This is a genomic window from Streptomyces sp. NPDC017520, assembly GCF_044329855.1.
In the GTDB taxonomy this organism is placed as follows: domain Bacteria; phylum Actinomycetota; class Actinomycetes; order Streptomycetales; family Streptomycetaceae; genus Streptomyces.
Map to the genome: position 1 here is coordinate 256,599 of NZ_JBIRKB010000006.1, position 15,325 is coordinate 271,923.

The window sequence follows — 15,325 nt, forward strand, 5'->3', positions numbered from 1 at the left end:
CCGTGGCTCCACTCACGCTCTACTCCTCGTGCTCCCCGGTCGAAGGCTCCGTGCCCTCGACAGTGCCCTCGTTCACGCCCTCGGCGTGAACCTCGGCCAACTCGCCGTCGACGTCATCGGCCCCATCGACCTCTTCCGCCTCACGGCCGGCCTCGGCGTTGCGCGCGATGCCGACGACGGCGTCGCGCTTGCCCAGATTGATCAGTTGGACGCCCATGGTGTCACGGCCCGTCTCCCTGACTTCACTGACTCGCGTACGAATCACACCACCGCCGAGCGTGATGGCGAGGATCTCGTCCGTCTCCTCGACCACCAGCGCACCGACGAGCGATCCGCGGTCCTCCACGATCTTGGCGGCCTTGATGCCGAGGCCGCCGCGGCCCTGGACGCGGTACTCGTCGACAGGGGTCCGCTTCGCGTACCCGCCGTCGGTAGCGGTGAAGACGAACGTACCGGGCCGGACGACATTCATCGAGAGCAGTTCGTCGCCCTCGCGGAAACTCATCCCCTTGACGCCCGAGGTGGCACGGCCCATCGGGCGCAGCGCGTCGTCCGTCGCGGTGAACCTGATCGACTGGGCCTTCTTGCTGATGAGCAGCAGATCGTCCTCGGCCGACACCAGCTCGGCGCCGATCAGCTCGTCGTCGCCGCCGTCCGGCATCTCGCGGAGGTTGATCGCGATGACACCGCCCGAGCGCGGCGAGTCGTAGTCCTTGAGCGCGGTCTTCTTCACCAGACCGCCCTTCGTCGCCAGGATCAGGTACGGCACGGCCTCGTAGTCGCGGATCGCCAGGATCTGGGCGATCTTCTCGTCCGGCTGGAAGGCCAGCAGGTTGGCGACGTGCTGGCCGCGCGCGTCCCGGCCGGCGTCCGGGAGCTCGTACGCCTTGGCCCGGTAGACCCGGCCCTTGTTCGTGAAGAACAGCAGCCAGTGGTGGGTCGTCGAGACGAAGAAGTGGTCGACGATGTCGTCTTCCCGCAGCTTCGTCCCGCGCACGCCCTTGCCGCCGCGCTTCTGCGAGCGGTAGTCGTCCGTCTTCGTGCGCTTCACATAACCGCTGCGGGAGATCGTGACGACGATGTCCTCCTCGGCGATCAGGTCCTCGATGGACATGTCACCGTCGAAGGGCACCAGCGCGGAGCGCCGGTCGTCGCCGAACTTGTCGACGATCGCCGCCAGCTCCTCGCTGACGATGGTGCGCTGCTTGGCGGGCGACGCCAGGATCTCGTTGTACTCGTTGATCTTCGCCTGGAGCTCGTCGTGCTCGGCGGTGATCTTCTGGTGCTCCAGCGCGGCCAGCCGGCGCAGCTGCATCTCCAGGATCGCGTTCGCCTGGAGCTCGTCGATCTCCAGCAGGCCCATGAGGCCCTCGCGTGCGATGTCCACCGTGTTGGAACGCCGGATGAGGGCGATGACCTCGTCGATGGCGTTCAGGGCCTTGAGGAGGCCGCGCAGGATGTGCGCCCGCTCCTCGGCCTTGCGCAGCCGGAACTTCGTCCGCCGGACGATGACCTCGATCTGGTGCGTCACCCAGTGGCGGATGAACGCGTCGATCGACAGCGTGCGCGGCACCCCGTCGACGAGCGCCAGCATGTTCGCGCCGAAGTTCGTCTGGAGGTCGGTGTGCTTGTACAGGTTGTTCAGGACGACCTTGGCGACCGCGTCCCGCTTGAGGACGACGACCAGGCGCTGGCCCGTACGCGAGGAGGTCTCGTCGCGGACGTCCGCGATCCCGCCGACCTTGCCGTCCTTGACCAGGTCGGCGATCTTCTGCGCGAGGTTGTCGGGGTTGGTCTGGTACGGGAGCTCCGTGACGACCAGGCACTGACGGCCCTGGATCTCCTCGACCGCGACGACCGCGCGCATCGTGATGGAGCCACGGCCGGTGCGGTACGCCTCCTCGATGCCCTTGCGGCCCACGACCAGCGCGCCGGTGGGGAAGTCGGGGCCCTTGATGCGCTCGATCAGCGCGTCCAGCAGCTCCTCGTGCGAGGCCTCGGGGTGCTCCAGGTACCACTGGGCGCCGGAGGCGACCTCGCGGAGGTTGTGCGGCGGGATGTTGGTCGCCATGCCGACCGCGATGCCCGCGGAGCCGTTGACCAGCAGGTTCGGGAAGCGTGCCGGCAGGACCGTCGGTTCCTGGTTGCGGCCGTCGTAGTTGTCCTGGAAGTCGACGGTCTCCTCGTCGATGTCCCGGACCATCTCCATGGACAGCGGCATCATCTTGCACTCGGTGTACCGCATGGCGGCGGCCGGGTCGTTGCCCGGAGAACCGAAGTTGCCGTTGGAGTCCACCAGCGGCATGCGCATCGACCAGTGCTGCGCGAGGCGCACCAGGGCGTCGTAGATGGAGGAGTCGCCGTGCGGGTGGTAGGTGCCCATCACGTCGCCGACGACGCGGGCGCACTTGTAGAAGCCCTTCTCGGGGCGGTACCCGCCGTCGTACATCGCGTACAGCACCCGGCGGTGGACGGGCTTGAGGCCGTCCCGTACGTCGGGCAGCGCACGCGAGACGATGACGGACATCGCGTAGTCGAGGTAGGAGCGCTGCATCTCCGTCTCGAGCCCGACGGGCTCGACGCGCATGCCCACGCCGGGGATGATCTCTGCCTCGGGCATCACGGGTTCAGGTGTCACAGGGGTGTTCTCGTCGGCCATTGCTGGTCAAAGTCCTTTCGAGCTGCGGCGTCGCTGGTACGGCCGACTCAGATGTCGAGGAAGCGGACGTCCTTGGCATTGCGCTGGATGAACGAGCGCCGCGCCTCGACGTCCTCGCCCATGAGCACCGAGAACAGGTCGTCGGCCTGCGCCGCGTCGTCCAGCGTCACCTGGCCGAGGACCCGGTGGTCGACGTCCATGGTCGTGATGCGCAGCTCTTCGGCGTTCATCTCGCCGAGGCCCTTGAAGCGCTGGATCGAGTCTTCCTTGATCCGCTTGCCGTTCTGCTTGCCGAGCGCCACCAGGGCGTCGCGCTCCCGGTCCGAGTAGGCGTACTCGAAGTCGTCCCGGCCCCACTTGATCTTGTAGAGCGGCGGGCGCGAGAGGTAGACGTTGCCCTGCTCCACCAGGGGCCGCATGAAGCGGAAGAGGAACGTCAGCAGCAGGGTGTTGATGTGCTGACCGTCGACGTCGGCGTCCGCCATCAGGATGATCTTGTGATAGCGGAGCTTCTCGATGTCGAAGTCCTCGTGGACCCCGGTGCCGAACGCCGAGATCAGCGCCTGGACCTCGGTGTTCTGGAGGATCTTGTCGATCCGGGCCTTCTCGACGTTCAGGATCTTGCCGCGGATGGGCAGGATCGCCTGGTACATCGGGTTGCGGCCGGACTTCGCCGAACCGCCGGCGGAGTCACCCTCGACGATGAAGATCTCGCACTTGGTGGGATCGTTCGACTGGCAGTCGCTGAGCTTGCCCGGCAGCGAGGCGCTCTCCAGCAGCCCCTTGCGCCGCGTCAGGTCACGCGCCTTGCGGGCCGCCACCCGGGCGGTCGAGGCGGCGATGCCCTTGCGGATGATGTCGGCGGCCTCGTTGGGATTCCGGTCGAACCAGTCCGTCAGCTGCTCGTGGACGACCTTCTGCACGAAGGTCTTGGCCTCGGTGTTGCCCAGCTTGGTCTTCGTCTGGCCCTCGAACTGCGGCTCGCCCAGCTTCACCGAGATGATCGCGGTGAGGCCCTCGCGGACGTCCTCGCCGGTGAGGTTGTCGTCCTTCTCGCGCAGCAGCTTCTTGTCGCGCGCGTACCGGTTGACCAGCGAGGTCAGCGCCGCACGGAAGCCCTCCTCGTGGGTGCCTCCCTCGTGCGTGTGGATCGCGTTGGCGAAGGAGTAGACGCCCTCCGTGTACTGCGTGTTCCACTGCATGGCGATCTCGGCCGAGAGGAGACGGTCCTTGTCCTCGGCCTCGATGTCGATCACCGACTGGTGAATGACGTCGCCCTTGCGGGAGTTGAGGTACTTCACGAAATCGACGATGCCGTTTTCGTAGTGGTACGTGACCGAGCGGGCGGCCTCCTCCTCGGCGGGCTCGACCGCGTCCGCGCTGTCCGCGCCCGCCGTCGCCTTCGCCGACTCCCGCTCGTCGGTGAGCTTGAGGGTGAGGCCCTTGTTGAGGAACGCCATCTCCTGGAAGCGGCGCGAGAGGGTCTCGAAGCTGTACTCGGTGGTCTCGAAGATGTCCCCGTCGGCCCAGAAGGTGACCGTCGTACCGGTCTCCTCGGTGGCCTCGTGCTTGGCCAGCGGGGCGGTCGGGACACCGAGCTTGTAATCCTGGGTCCAGCGGTGGCCGTCGGTCTTGACCTCGACGGCGACCCGCGTGGACAGGGCGTTGACGACGGAGACGCCGACGCCGTGCAGCCCGCCGGAGACGGCGTAACCGCCGCCGCCGAACTTGCCGCCCGCGTGCAGCACGGTCAGCACGACCTCGACGGCCGGCTTCCCTTCGGACGGCACGATGCCGACCGGGATGCCACGGCCGTTGTCGATCACACGCACCCCGCCGTCGGCGAGGATCGTGACGTCGATGGTGTCCGCGTGGCCCGCCATCGCCTCGTCGACCGAGTTGTCGACGACTTCCTGCACGAGGTGGTGCAGGCCGCGCTCACCGGTCGAGCCGATGTACATGCCAGGCCGCTTGCGGACCGCGTCCAGCCCTTCCAGCACGGTGATCGCGCTGGCGTCGTACGAGGCGGCGACCTCGCCGTGCTCGCCCGCTGTGGACGGAATGTTCTCGTTGGGGTTGCCGGAATCGGCCACGAAGCGCCCTTTCTGGCACAGCACAGGCCGTTCTCCGGACAGGCGGGAGCGGCTGCGTCGTTCGGCTTGTATCGACGACTCCCGCCTCAGCGGCGGGATTACTCACCAGTCTACCGGTAGCACTGACATGAATGGGGGTTTGCCGGTACCTGAGTACGCATGTGCCGCCCTGAATGAGCGGCTGACGACTCCCCATATTCGGGAAGGGGCCCCAAGACGCCCTGAAGGGCTTTGAGCGCTTCGGCCTGTCAACCTCTCGCTACGGTGAGGGACGCTCCGGCCGTACCGGCCGGTTTCCTCTCGCGCGAACCCTGACGAACCCACCCATACGCCCGCCCGGTACACGACAAGTTTACGCCAAAAGTGCAGCTCAGCGCGGTGGGCCAGTGATCCTTACGGGAAGGGCTCAAGGAGCGGAGGACCCGACCGCGGGGCCCCAGGCGCCCACCCCTCCCGCCGGCGGTCCCCGCCCTCACCCGTAGGTGTCGCCAGGGCCCTTGCTGCCGGGCGCCCGCAACGGCCCGAACCGGCGCTCCGGGCCCCCCGGCCCGACCACCTTGATCATCCGTACGGTGCCCTGCCCCAGATCCGCGTTCAGCCGGGCCACCAGCTGCGGAGCCAGCAGCCGCAGCTGCGTCGCCCACGCCGTCGAGTCGCAGCTCACGGTCAGCACCCGGGCGTCCGGGTCGTCGTCGTACCGCAGGGGTACGCAGTGGTTCGCCAGATCGTCGCCGACGATCTGCGGCCACCGTCCCATCACCCCGCCGACCGCGGCGGGCGTCTCCCAGCCCCGCTCGGTGATCAGCCGGTTGATCGCGGAGCCCAACGGCTGCGGATCCCGGCCGTCCGACCTGGCTCCCGAGCGCAGTCCGCCGCCCCGCCGGGCCTGCTTCTTCTGCTGCGCCGCCGCACCCCGCGCCCTGGCCTGCTCCTTCGCCGCCCGCAACGCGACCCGGGCGAGATCGACCCCGGTCACCTCGGGCGGCTTCGGCACCCCTGGAGGCGCCCCGGAAGCAGCCCCGGAAGCCGTCCCGGGCGAAGCCCCGGAGGCCGTCCCGGAAGCGGCCGGATCCGGCAACGCCTCTGCCGGCCCGCCGGCCCGGCCCGCGCCCGCGCCCTTCGCGCGCGCCGCTCCCGTACCGCTCGCGCGGGAGGCCGATCCCCGTCGGCCCGCCCCGCTCTCGCCCCGGGCGGTCATACGCGCTCCACCTCGCCCGAGGAGACCGCGTACCGCGCCCCCGCCAGCACGCCCGGAACGTCCTGGGCCACCGCGGCCGTCACGAGCACCTGCTCGCCCGGAGCCACCAGCTCCGCCAGCCGCTCACGGCGACGGGCGTCCAGCTCGGCGAAGACGTCGTCCAGCACCAGCACCGGCTCGTTGCCCTCGGAGCGCAACAGCTCGTAACTGGCCAGTCGCAGCGCCAGCGCGTAGCTCCAGGACTCGCCGTGGCTCGCGTACCCCTTCGCCGGCATCCCCCGCAGCCCGAGCACCAGATCGTCGCGGTGCGGACCGACAAGGGTCACGCCCCGCTCGATCTCCTGTTTGCGGACGCCCACGAGCGCCGCGATCAGCTGCTCGTACAACTCCTCGCGGGTGCGCGCGGGACCCACGTCCTCGCCGACCGAACTGCGGTACTCCAGCGCCACCGGGCCGCCGCCCGGAGCCACGTCCCCGTACGCCTTGTCGGCCAGCGGCTGGAGCGTGGCGATCAGATCGAGGCGCTGCGCGAGCAGCTCCGCGCCCACCCGGCCCAGGTGCTGGTCCCAGACGTCGAGGGTGGACATGTCCATCGAGCGGCCGCCGTGCCGCCGGGCCATCGCCGCGGACTTCAGCAGGGTGTTGCGCTGCTTGAGCACCCGCTCGTAGTCGGAGCGGACCCCGGCCATCCGGGGCGACCGGGCCGTGATCAGCTCGTCCAGGAACCGGCGCCGCTCACCGGGGTCGCCCTTGACCAGGGCCAGATCCTCCGGCGCGAACAGCACGGTCCGTACGATCCCGAGCACATCACGCGGTCTGACCTGCGAGGACCTGTTGATACGGGCCCGATTGGCGCGGCCCGGGTTCAGCTCCAGCTCGATCAGCTGGGACCGCTCGCCCTGGGTGACCGCCGCACGGATCACCGCCCTCTCCGCGCCCATCCGCACCAGCGGGGCGTCCGAGGAGACCCGGTGGCTGCCGAGGGTGGCGAGATAGCCGACCGCCTCGACCAGGTTGGTCTTGCCCTGCCCGTTGGGCCCCACGAACGCGGTGACGCCCGGGTCGAGAGGGACCTCGACCCGGGCGTACGAACGGAAGTCGGCCAGCGAGAGATGGGTGACGTGCATGGTGGCCGACCTCTCCCGATGGTGCTTTCGCAGGTTGTTGCGCTGCCGACGCGTCGCCGGCGGTCCGATCAGTTCTCGGACTTGGACTCGACCGCGTGCCCGCCGAACTGGTTGCGCAGCGCGGCGATCATCTTCATCTGCGGCGAGTCGTCCTGGCGCGAGGCGAACCGCGCGAACAGCGACGCGGTGATCGCGGGCAGCGGCACCGCGTTGTCGATCGCGGCCTCCACCGTCCAGCGGCCCTCGCCCGAGTCGGCGGCGAAGCCCCGCAGCTTCTCCAGGTGCTCGTCGTCGTCGAGCGCGTTGACCGCGAGGTCGAGCAGCCAGGAACGGATGACCGTGCCCTCCTGCCAGGAGCGGAAGACCTCGCGCACGTCGGTGACGGAGTCGACCTTCTCCAGCAGCTCCCAGCCCTCGGCGTAGGCCTGCATCATGGCGTACTCGATGCCGTTGTGGACCATCTTCGCGAAGTGGCCGGCGCCGACCTTGCCCGCGTGCACGGAGCCGAAGTCGCCCTCGGGCTTCAGCGCGTCGAAGACCGGCTGGACCTTCGCCACGTTCTCCTCGGTGCCGCCGTACATCAGGGCGTAACCGTTCTTCAGGCCCCAGACGCCACCGGAGACGCCGCAGTCCACGAAGCCGATGTCCTTGAGGCCCAGCTCGGCGGCGTGCTTCTCGTCGTCGGTCCAGCGGGAGTTCCCGCCGTCGACGACGACGTCGCCGGGCGAGAGCAGCTCGGCCAGCTCGTCGATCGTGGACTGGGTCGCGGCACCGGCCGGAACCATGACCCAGACGACCCGCGGGCCCTTCAGCCTGCCCACAAGCTCTTCGAGACTGTGGACATCGGCGACATCCGGGTTGCGGTCGTAACCGATGACGGTGTGGCCTGCGCGGCGGATGCGCTCGCGCATGTTGCCGCCCATCTTGCCGAGGCCGACGAGACCGAGCTCCATCAGAGATTCCTTAAGCGTCGTGGTGATAAGCGTCGGGGCGTTTGCGCCCATGACCGAGCCTACGCCCGGCGGGGGACAGCGCGGCGGGCCCGCTCCGCGCCGAGCGGGCCCGCCGGAAACTGCCGCGGACACGTCCCCCGATCGGCCGGGGGAAGCCGGGATCAGCCGGAGAGGCGCACCGGCATGATCAGGTACTTGTACGCGTCGTCCGCCTCGGCGTCGACGGCCGGGCGGCCGCTGAGCAGGGCGGGCTTGGTGGACGTGGTGAACGAGAGCTGGGCGACCGGGGAGTCGATCGCGCTCAGACCGTCCAGCAGGAACGTCGGGTTGAAGGCGATCGAGATGTCGTCGCCCTCCAGCACCGCGTCGACGCGCTCCACAGCCTGTGCGTCGTCACTGGAACCGGCTTCCAGGATGAGGACGCCCTGCTCGAAGCTGAGCCGTACGGGGGTGTTGCGCTCGGCGACCAGGGCCACACGCTTGACGGCCTCGACGAAGGGGGCCGTCTCGATCACCGCGACGGAGTTGAACTCGGTCGGGAAGAGCGTGCGGTACTTCGGCAGATCGCCTTCGAGGAGACGCGTGGTCGTCCGGCGTCCTGCGCCCTCGAAGCCGATCAGGCCCTCGCCCGCGCCGGAGCCGGAGAGCGCCAGGGTGACCGTGTCCCCGCTCGTGAGCGCCTTGGCGGTGTCCAGGAGGGTCTTGGCGGGCACCAGGGCGACCGCCGAGGCGTCGGGGTCCTCCGGCTTCCACAGGAACTCGCGGACCGCGAAGCGGTAGCGGTCGGTGGAGGCGAGGGTGACGGTGTCGCCCTCGATCTCGATCCGCACACCGGTGAGCACCGGCAGCGTGTCGTCGCGGCCGGCGGCGATGGCGACCTGGGCGGCGGCCGAGGCGAAGACCTCACCGGGGACGGTGCCCGTGGCGGTCGGCATCTGCGGCAGCGCGGGGTACTCCTCCACAGGCAGTGTGTGGAGGGTGAAGCGGGAGGAGCCGCAGACGACCGTGGCCCGCACACCGTCGGTGGAGATCTCCACCGGGCGGTTGGGCAGGGCGCGGCAGATGTCGGCGAGCAGCCGGCCGGAGACGAGCACCGTGCCGTCCTCGTCGATCTCGGCGTCCACGGAGACCCTGGCGGAGACCTCGTAGTCGAAGCTGGAGAAGCTGAGAGCCCCGTCCTCGGCCTTCAGCAGAAGGCCCGCGAGAACGGGCGCCGGCGGACGGGCCGGGAGGCTGCGGGCCACCCAGGCCACCGCCTCCGCGAGTACATCGCGCTCCACCCGGATCTTCACCGGAACCGCCTCCTGCTGTTGCTCGCTCGCCCTGCTGGCCTTCGTCGTCTGGACCGGAGCTCCCTGCCGAGGGCTGGGGAGGCTCCGGGGTCCAGTCTGACGTACGGCACCGACAGTCGTTGCTGCTCGGGGTCAAGTCGGGCCGGGAGCTTCGCGGCGGTCGACGGTCGAGTTGTCCACAGCACCCACTTCGAAGCTGATTCCTGGCTAACTCTGGGTGGTAGTAGTAGTAGGCCTTGTGGATACCGTGGATAACGTCGTTTGCGCAGGTCAGCGACTGTTTTTTGTCCACCGGTCCTGTGGGTGGCGCCCGTGGAAAACCGGGGCTTTCTGTGGACGGGCGAAAGTTCTGCACACCCGATGCACAGGAGGGGGCCACTTCTCCCCAGGCCTGTCCCCAGCTTTACCCACGTTCCCCACAGCCCAACCGACCCCCTTGGTGTGACGCCTTTCACTCCGGGCGGTGAGAGCGTGTGTTGCGTTGCCGAACAGTGGACAGAGGTGTGGAGAAGCGGGGTGAAGCTGGGGACAACAGGGCTCAGCCTGTGGGCCGCCGGTGGACAACCACGACGGCCTCCTGTGGATGAAAATTCTGTCCACAGGCTGTGGATGACGGTTGACCACAAATCCCCAGCCAGGTGACCTGGCCTGATGGAGTATCGGCAGCGGGCCCTGTGGACGCAATATGGACAACTTCCCAGTCCCCAGGCTGTGGACGGAAGATTTCTCCCACATCTGTGGAGAAGCGCCTCTGAGCAGCCCGTATTCGAACAGCACGGGACCGACGGGGCGCTCGACGCGGGCTTCGAACAGCCCGGCGGGGGCTCCGAACGGCCCGCTGCGGGGCCCCGAGAACGCGAAAAGGCGCCTGCCGTGGACCGTGGAGGTCCGTGACAGGCGCCCTGAGAAACGCTCCAGGAGAAGGCCGGAAGCCGGTGCCGACCGTTCTCGCGTCCCCCGTCAGCCGTTCTTGATGCGGTTGGTCAGCTCGGTGACCTGGTTGTAGATGGAGCGGCGCTCCGCCATCAGCGCCCGGATCTTCCGGTCCGCGTGCATCACCGTCGTATGGTCGCGGCCGCCGAACTGCGCGCCGATCTTCGGCAGGGAGAGGTCGGTCAGCTCGCGGCACAGATACATGGCGATCTGGCGCGCCGTCACCAGGACCCGGCTGCGCGAGGATCCGCAGAGGTCGTCCACGGTGAGGCCGAAGTAGTCCGCGGTCGCCGCCATGATGGCCGGCGCGGTGATCTCCGGCGCCGATTCCTCGCCGCCCGGGATCAGGTCCTTCAGGACGATCTCGGTCAGCCCGAGGTCCACCGGCTGCCGGTTCAGCGAGGCGAAGGCGGTCACCCGGATCAGCGCGCCCTCCAGCTCCCGGATGTTGCGCGAGATCCGCGAGGCGATGAACTCCAGGACCTCCGGCGGGGCGTTGAGCTGCTCCTGCACCGCCTTCTTCCGGAGGATCGCGATCCGGGTCTCCAGCTCGGGCGGCTGGACGTCGGTCGTCAGACCCCACTCGAAGCGGTTGCGCAGCCGGTCCTCCAGTGTCACCAGCTGCTTGGGCGGCCGGTCCGAGGAGAGCACGATCTGCTTGTTCGCGTTGTGCAGCGTATTGAAGGTGTGGAAGAACTCCTCCTGCGTCGACTCCTTGCTCGCCAGGAACTGGATGTCGTCGACCAGCAGGATGTCCACGTCGCGGTAGCGCTTGCGGAAGGTGTCGCCCTTGCCGTCGCGGATCGAGTTGATGAACTCGTTGGTGAACTCCTCCGAGCTCACGTACCGCACCCGGGTCCCCGGGTAGAGGCTCCGCGCGTAGTGCCCGATGGCGTGCAGCAGGTGGGTCTTGCCGAGCCCGGACTCCCCATAGATGAAGAGGGGGTTGTACGCCTTCGCCGGAGCCTCGGCGACGGCGACGGCCGCGGCGTGCGCGAACCGGTTGGACGCCCCGATGACGAAGGTGTCGAAGAGGTACTTCGGGTTCAGCCGGGCGTGCGGTTCGCCGGGGCCGGACGCGGGGGCGGGCTGGGCGCCCATCGGACCGGGTACCGAACCGCCGGCCCGCCCGGGGCCGTGGCCGCCCTGGCGGGGCCCCGGCTGCTGCTGGTCCTGGCGGTCGGGGCGCTGCTGCTCGTACCCCTGGTGCTCGGGAGGCTGCGACCGGTAGTCGTGCTGCTGGGGGCGCCCGCTGCCGTACGGCTCGCGCCACTGCTCCGGGGGCTGCTCCCGGTACTGCTCGTTCTCGCGCTCGCGGTACGACTCGCTCTCACGGTACGGCTCGCCGGAGGGCTGCTCGCGGTCCTGGTACCCGCCGTGCCGCGGCTGCTGCCAGGAGAGGTCCTCCTGGGTACGCGGCCAGGCGCCGGGCTCCGGGCGCTGCTGCTGGTAGTCGGGGTAGGCCGGCCGGGCCGTCGGCATGCCGTCGTCGGAGGGCCGGTGGCCGTAACCGTCGTACGTGTCGCCCCGCGGACCGTCGTCGCGCGGCTGCGCCGGGTAGCGGTGGCCCTGCTGGCTCTGGTGCGACTGGTGCATCGGGGGCGCGGGCGGGGAGGGCGGTTCGCCGGCGGAGTCGTCGACGGTGATCGCGATCCGGATGGGGCGGCCGCACTCGCGGGTCAGCGTCTCGCTGATGAGCGGCGCGAGCCGGCCCTCCAGGACGCGCTTGCCCCATTCATTGGGGACGGCCAGGAGTGCGGTGTCGGCGACGAGTGCCAGGGGCTGGCAGCGCTCGATCCACTGCTTGTCCTTCGGCTCGATGCCCTGCTGACCCTCCCCGAGGAGTTGTTCCAGCACTCGCGGCCACACTGCGGCAAGATCGGCAGGTACGTCAGCCACAAGGCACGCTCTCTCGCATGTCCCACGAATGTGTGGTTCTCGGGACGGGATGGGTCGGGTCGGGTGAGGCCCGGCAGTCGGGAAGGAAAAGAACCGGAGTTCAGCCACGGTAGTCAGGCGGAGCCGCGCGGTTCAAGTTGTTGTCCACAGGCTGTGCACAATGAGGGGTCGCGCGAAGCCGGTTTGACCGGATGGCGTAGCCGCGCGTACCGTGACCAGGTCGAGTTGTCGATGGCTGCTGCCGCCTGCCTCCGATGGGCAAAGATCACGATCTGTGATTGTGAAGCGGTGCACTAAGGCGTTTACGCGAGTTCCTCGTGGGCGCACGGTGACAGCCAGGCGATGTCCCGCCAACACACGAATCATTTCTGGAGCCCCCGAGTGAGCAAGCGCACCTTCCAGCCGAACAACCGTCGTCGCGCCAAGACCCATGGCTTCCGGCTGCGCATGCGTACCCGTGCCGGCCGTGCGATTCTCGCGAACCGCCGTGGCAAGGGCCGCAGCAGCCTGTCCGCCTGATCGACAACAGGTCCATGACGTGCTGCCTACCGAGAATCGGCTGAGGCGGCGCGAGGACTTCGCGACCGCGGTACGACGAGGACGTCGAGCCGGACGTCCACTGCTCGTCGTCCATCTACGCAGCGGTGATACGGACCCGCACGTGACGGGGGAGACTGTTCCCCCGCCGCGTGCGGGTTTCGTTGTCAGCAAGGCCGTGGGGGGCGCAGTCGTCCGTACCGCGGTGAAGCGGAAGCTTCGCCACCTGGTCCGCGACCGGCTGGCTCAGCTGCCCCCCGGTAGCCTTGTCGTCGTACGGGCGCTGCCCGGTGCGGGCGACGCCGATCATGCACAGCTGGCCCGAGACCTGGACGCCGCCCTTCAGCGGCTGCTGGGAGGGGGCGCGCGATGAAGTACCCGCTGCTTGCTCTCATCAAGCTGTACCAGTGGACGATCAGTCCACTTCTCGGGCCTGTCTGCCGTTATTACCCGTCGTGTTCCCACTATGGATATACGTCGATCGACAGGCACGGTGCCATCAAGGGAACAGCGCTGACAGCCTGGCGCATCCTGCGGTGCAATCCGTGGTCACCCGGCGGTGTGGACCACGTCCCGCCACGCAGGCGTCCGCGGTGGCACGAGCTGCTGCGCAATGCCCTGCGCGGCGAAAAGGGCGGGGAGTCCGCCGCTGATGTGCCGTCCGGGGGGTCGGTCTCCGAACCTCCGAGCCCGGCCGCAGAGACCTCGCCCAATGCTCAAGGAGCCTGATTAGTGGACACGATTGCCAGTCTGTTCAGCTTTATCACCACACCCGTCTCATGGGTGATCGTTCAGTTCCACAAGGTCTACGGGGCGCTCTTCGGCGACGACTCCGGCTGGGCCTGGGGTCTGTCGATCGTGTCCCTGGTGGTGCTGATCCGGATCTGCCTGATCCCGCTCTTCGTGAAGCAGATCAAGTCGACCCGCAACATGCAGGTGCTCCAGCCGAAGATGAAGGCGATCCAGGAGCGCTACAAGAACGACAAGCAGCGTCAGTCCGAAGAGATGATGAAGCTGTACAAGGAGACGGGCACCAACCCGCTCTCCTCGTGCCTTCCCATCCTGGCGCAGTCCCCGTTCTTCTTCGCCCTGTACCACGTGCTGTCGTCCATCGCCTCGGGCAAGAAGATCGGGGCGATCAACCAGGACCTGCTGGACAGCGCCCGTGAGGCCCACATCTTCGGTGCCCCGCTCGCCGCGAAGTTCATGGACAGCGCCGAGAAGGTCACCTCGCTCAACGCCGATCTGCTGGACGTCCGGATCGTCACCGCGATCATGATCGTGCTGATGTCGGCGTCGCAGTTCTTCACCCAGCGCCAGCTGATGACGAAGAACGTCGACCTGACGGTGAAGACGCCGTACATGCAGCAGCAGAAGATGCTGATGTACATCTTCCCGGTCATCTTCGCCGTGATGGGCATCAACTTCCCCGTCGGTGTCCTCGTCTACTGGCTGACCACGAACGTCTGGACCATGGGTCAGCAGATGTACGTGATCAACCAGAACCCGACGCCGGGCAGCAAGGCGCAGGACGCCTACCTCCAGCGGGTCCTCAAGAGCGTGACCGCCCACGGGCAGGTGCGCGGCCGGACCCGGCGCAACACCGTCAAGGCCATCGTCGCCAAGGGTCCTGACCGCAACGACATCGAGCGCAAGTTCATCACCAGCCTCGGCAAGCTGGGTCTCGCGGCCCAGGACGACGGCACGGTGCAGAAGAGCGAGACCGCCGCCGCCGACGCCGAGGGCAGCCAGGCCCACAAGCGCCAGCAGCCCAAGCGCCAGACCAAGGCGAAGCGCCAGACGGCCGGTGCCACGACCGGTGGAGCCAAGGACACGGAGTCCGCGGACGCCGGCTCCAAGACCTCGCTCGAGAAGCAGGACGCACCGCAGGACGACAAGCCGAAGTCGGCGGGCAAGCCCGCCTCCGGCTCCTCACGCCAAGCCAAGTCCGGACAGCGCAAGGGTCCCCAGCGGCCCAAGCACCCGTCCAAGAAGTAAGAAGGAGTCCATCCGTGACGGAAGGCACCACCTCCACGGCCGCCGCCGAGGCCGGCAGCGACACCCTCACCCGCCTGGAGCAGGAGGGCGAGATCGCGGCCGACTATCTTGAGGGTCTGCTCGACATCGCCGACCTCGACGGCGACATCGACATGGACGTCGAGGCGGACCGGGCCGCGGTGTCGATCATCAGCGAATCGGCGCGCGACCTTCAGAAGCTCGTGGGCCGCGACGGGGAGGTCCTGGAGGCCCTCCAGGAGCTGACTCGGCTGGCCGTCCACCGGGAGACGGGTGACCGCAGCCGTCTGATGCTGGACATCGGTGGCTTCCGGGCCCAGAAGCGCGAGATCCTCGCGGCGCTGGGTGCCAAGGCCGCGGACGAGGTCAAGAGCTCGGGCGAGCCGGTGAAGCTGGACCCGATGACGCCGTTCGAGCGCAAGGTCGTGCACGACGCGATCGCCGCGGCCGGTCTCCGGAGCGAGTCGGAGGGCGAGGAGCCGCAGCGCTTCGTCGTCGTTCTCCCGGCCTGACCGGTTCCTTGTACTGTCGGCCCCGTCTGTTCGCAGGCGGGGCCGATCTTTGTCAGCCTGATAGTCAGCCACCCACAGTGCGCTAGTGCGGTATGGAAGGACGGTT

12 protein-coding genes are annotated in these 15,325 nt (G+C 68.5%); 5 read left to right on the plus strand and 7 right to left on the minus strand.

What is annotated here, in order from left to right; genetic code table 11:
* Positions 1 to 19: 19 nt before the first annotated feature.
* The 7 genes from gyrA to dnaA form a co-directional block, all read right to left on the minus strand.
* Complete coding sequence (gene gyrA / locus ACH4KB_RS16945; protein WP_398066719.1) at positions 20 to 2,659, minus strand: DNA gyrase subunit A; 2,640 nt, start codon at positions 2,657 to 2,659, stop codon at positions 20 to 22.
* A 47-nt stretch (positions 2,660 to 2,706) separates the two neighbouring features.
* The gene (gene gyrB, locus ACH4KB_RS16950) at positions 2,707 to 4,776 is read right to left on the minus strand and encodes a DNA topoisomerase (ATP-hydrolyzing) subunit B (RefSeq protein ID WP_398066720.1); all 2,070 of its coding nucleotides are present in this window, start codon (positions 4,774 to 4,776) and stop codon (positions 2,707 to 2,709) included.
* A gap of 448 nt (positions 4,777 to 5,224) precedes the next feature.
* Entirely contained in the window at positions 5,225 to 5,728 is a 504-nt protein-coding gene (locus tag ACH4KB_RS16955; RefSeq protein ID WP_018957316.1) for a DUF721 domain-containing protein, read from the minus strand.
* A gap of 218 nt (positions 5,729 to 5,946) precedes the next feature.
* Positions 5,947 to 7,077, minus strand: coding sequence for a DNA replication/repair protein RecF (gene recF, locus ACH4KB_RS16960; RefSeq protein WP_398066721.1), 1,131 nt, complete (start codon positions 7,075 to 7,077; stop codon positions 5,947 to 5,949).
* Positions 7,078 to 7,145: 68 nt separating this feature from the next.
* Positions 7,146 to 8,030, minus strand: coding sequence for a phosphogluconate dehydrogenase (NAD(+)-dependent, decarboxylating) (gnd, locus tag ACH4KB_RS16965; protein ID WP_398066722.1), 885 nt, complete (start codon positions 8,028 to 8,030; stop codon positions 7,146 to 7,148).
* A 161-nt stretch (positions 8,031 to 8,191) separates the two neighbouring features.
* Positions 8,192 to 9,322, minus strand: coding sequence for a DNA polymerase III subunit beta (dnaN, locus tag ACH4KB_RS16970; protein ID WP_398066723.1), 1,131 nt, complete (start codon positions 9,320 to 9,322; stop codon positions 8,192 to 8,194).
* Positions 9,323 to 10,282: 960 nt separating this feature from the next.
* A complete protein-coding gene (gene dnaA / locus ACH4KB_RS16975) occupies positions 10,283 to 12,154 on the minus strand; it encodes a chromosomal replication initiator protein DnaA (protein ID WP_398066724.1) in 1,872 nt (623 codons plus the stop codon).
* 381 nt (positions 12,155 to 12,535) lie between these two features.
* On the opposite strand from dnaA, the gene rpmH reads away from it, so the two are divergent.
* From rpmH to ACH4KB_RS17000, 5 genes are read left to right on the plus strand one after another with little or no spacing between them, the layout of a single operon-like run.
* Positions 12,536 to 12,673, plus strand: a complete 138-nt coding sequence (gene rpmH, locus ACH4KB_RS16980; protein WP_003967884.1) for a 50S ribosomal protein L34 — start codon at positions 12,536 to 12,538, stop codon at positions 12,671 to 12,673.
* A gap of 19 nt (positions 12,674 to 12,692) precedes the next feature.
* Complete coding sequence (rnpA, locus tag ACH4KB_RS16985; RefSeq protein ID WP_007447378.1) at positions 12,693 to 13,064, plus strand: ribonuclease P protein component; 372 nt, start codon at positions 12,693 to 12,695, stop codon at positions 13,062 to 13,064.
* Complete coding sequence (gene yidD, locus ACH4KB_RS16990; protein ID WP_078625761.1) at positions 13,061 to 13,420, plus strand: membrane protein insertion efficiency factor YidD; 360 nt, start codon at positions 13,061 to 13,063, stop codon at positions 13,418 to 13,420. Before rnpA ends, yidD begins: the two co-directional genes overlap by 4 nt.
* A 3-nt stretch (positions 13,421 to 13,423) precedes the next feature.
* The gene (gene yidC / locus ACH4KB_RS16995) at positions 13,424 to 14,689 is read left to right on the plus strand and encodes a membrane protein insertase YidC (RefSeq protein WP_398066725.1); all 1,266 of its coding nucleotides are present in this window, start codon (positions 13,424 to 13,426) and stop codon (positions 14,687 to 14,689) included.
* A 14-nt stretch (positions 14,690 to 14,703) separates the two neighbouring features.
* Entirely contained in the window at positions 14,704 to 15,219 is a 516-nt protein-coding gene (locus ACH4KB_RS17000) for a R3H domain-containing nucleic acid-binding protein (protein ID WP_007447383.1), read from the plus strand.
* The last annotated feature ends 106 nt before the right edge of the window (positions 15,220 to 15,325 follow it).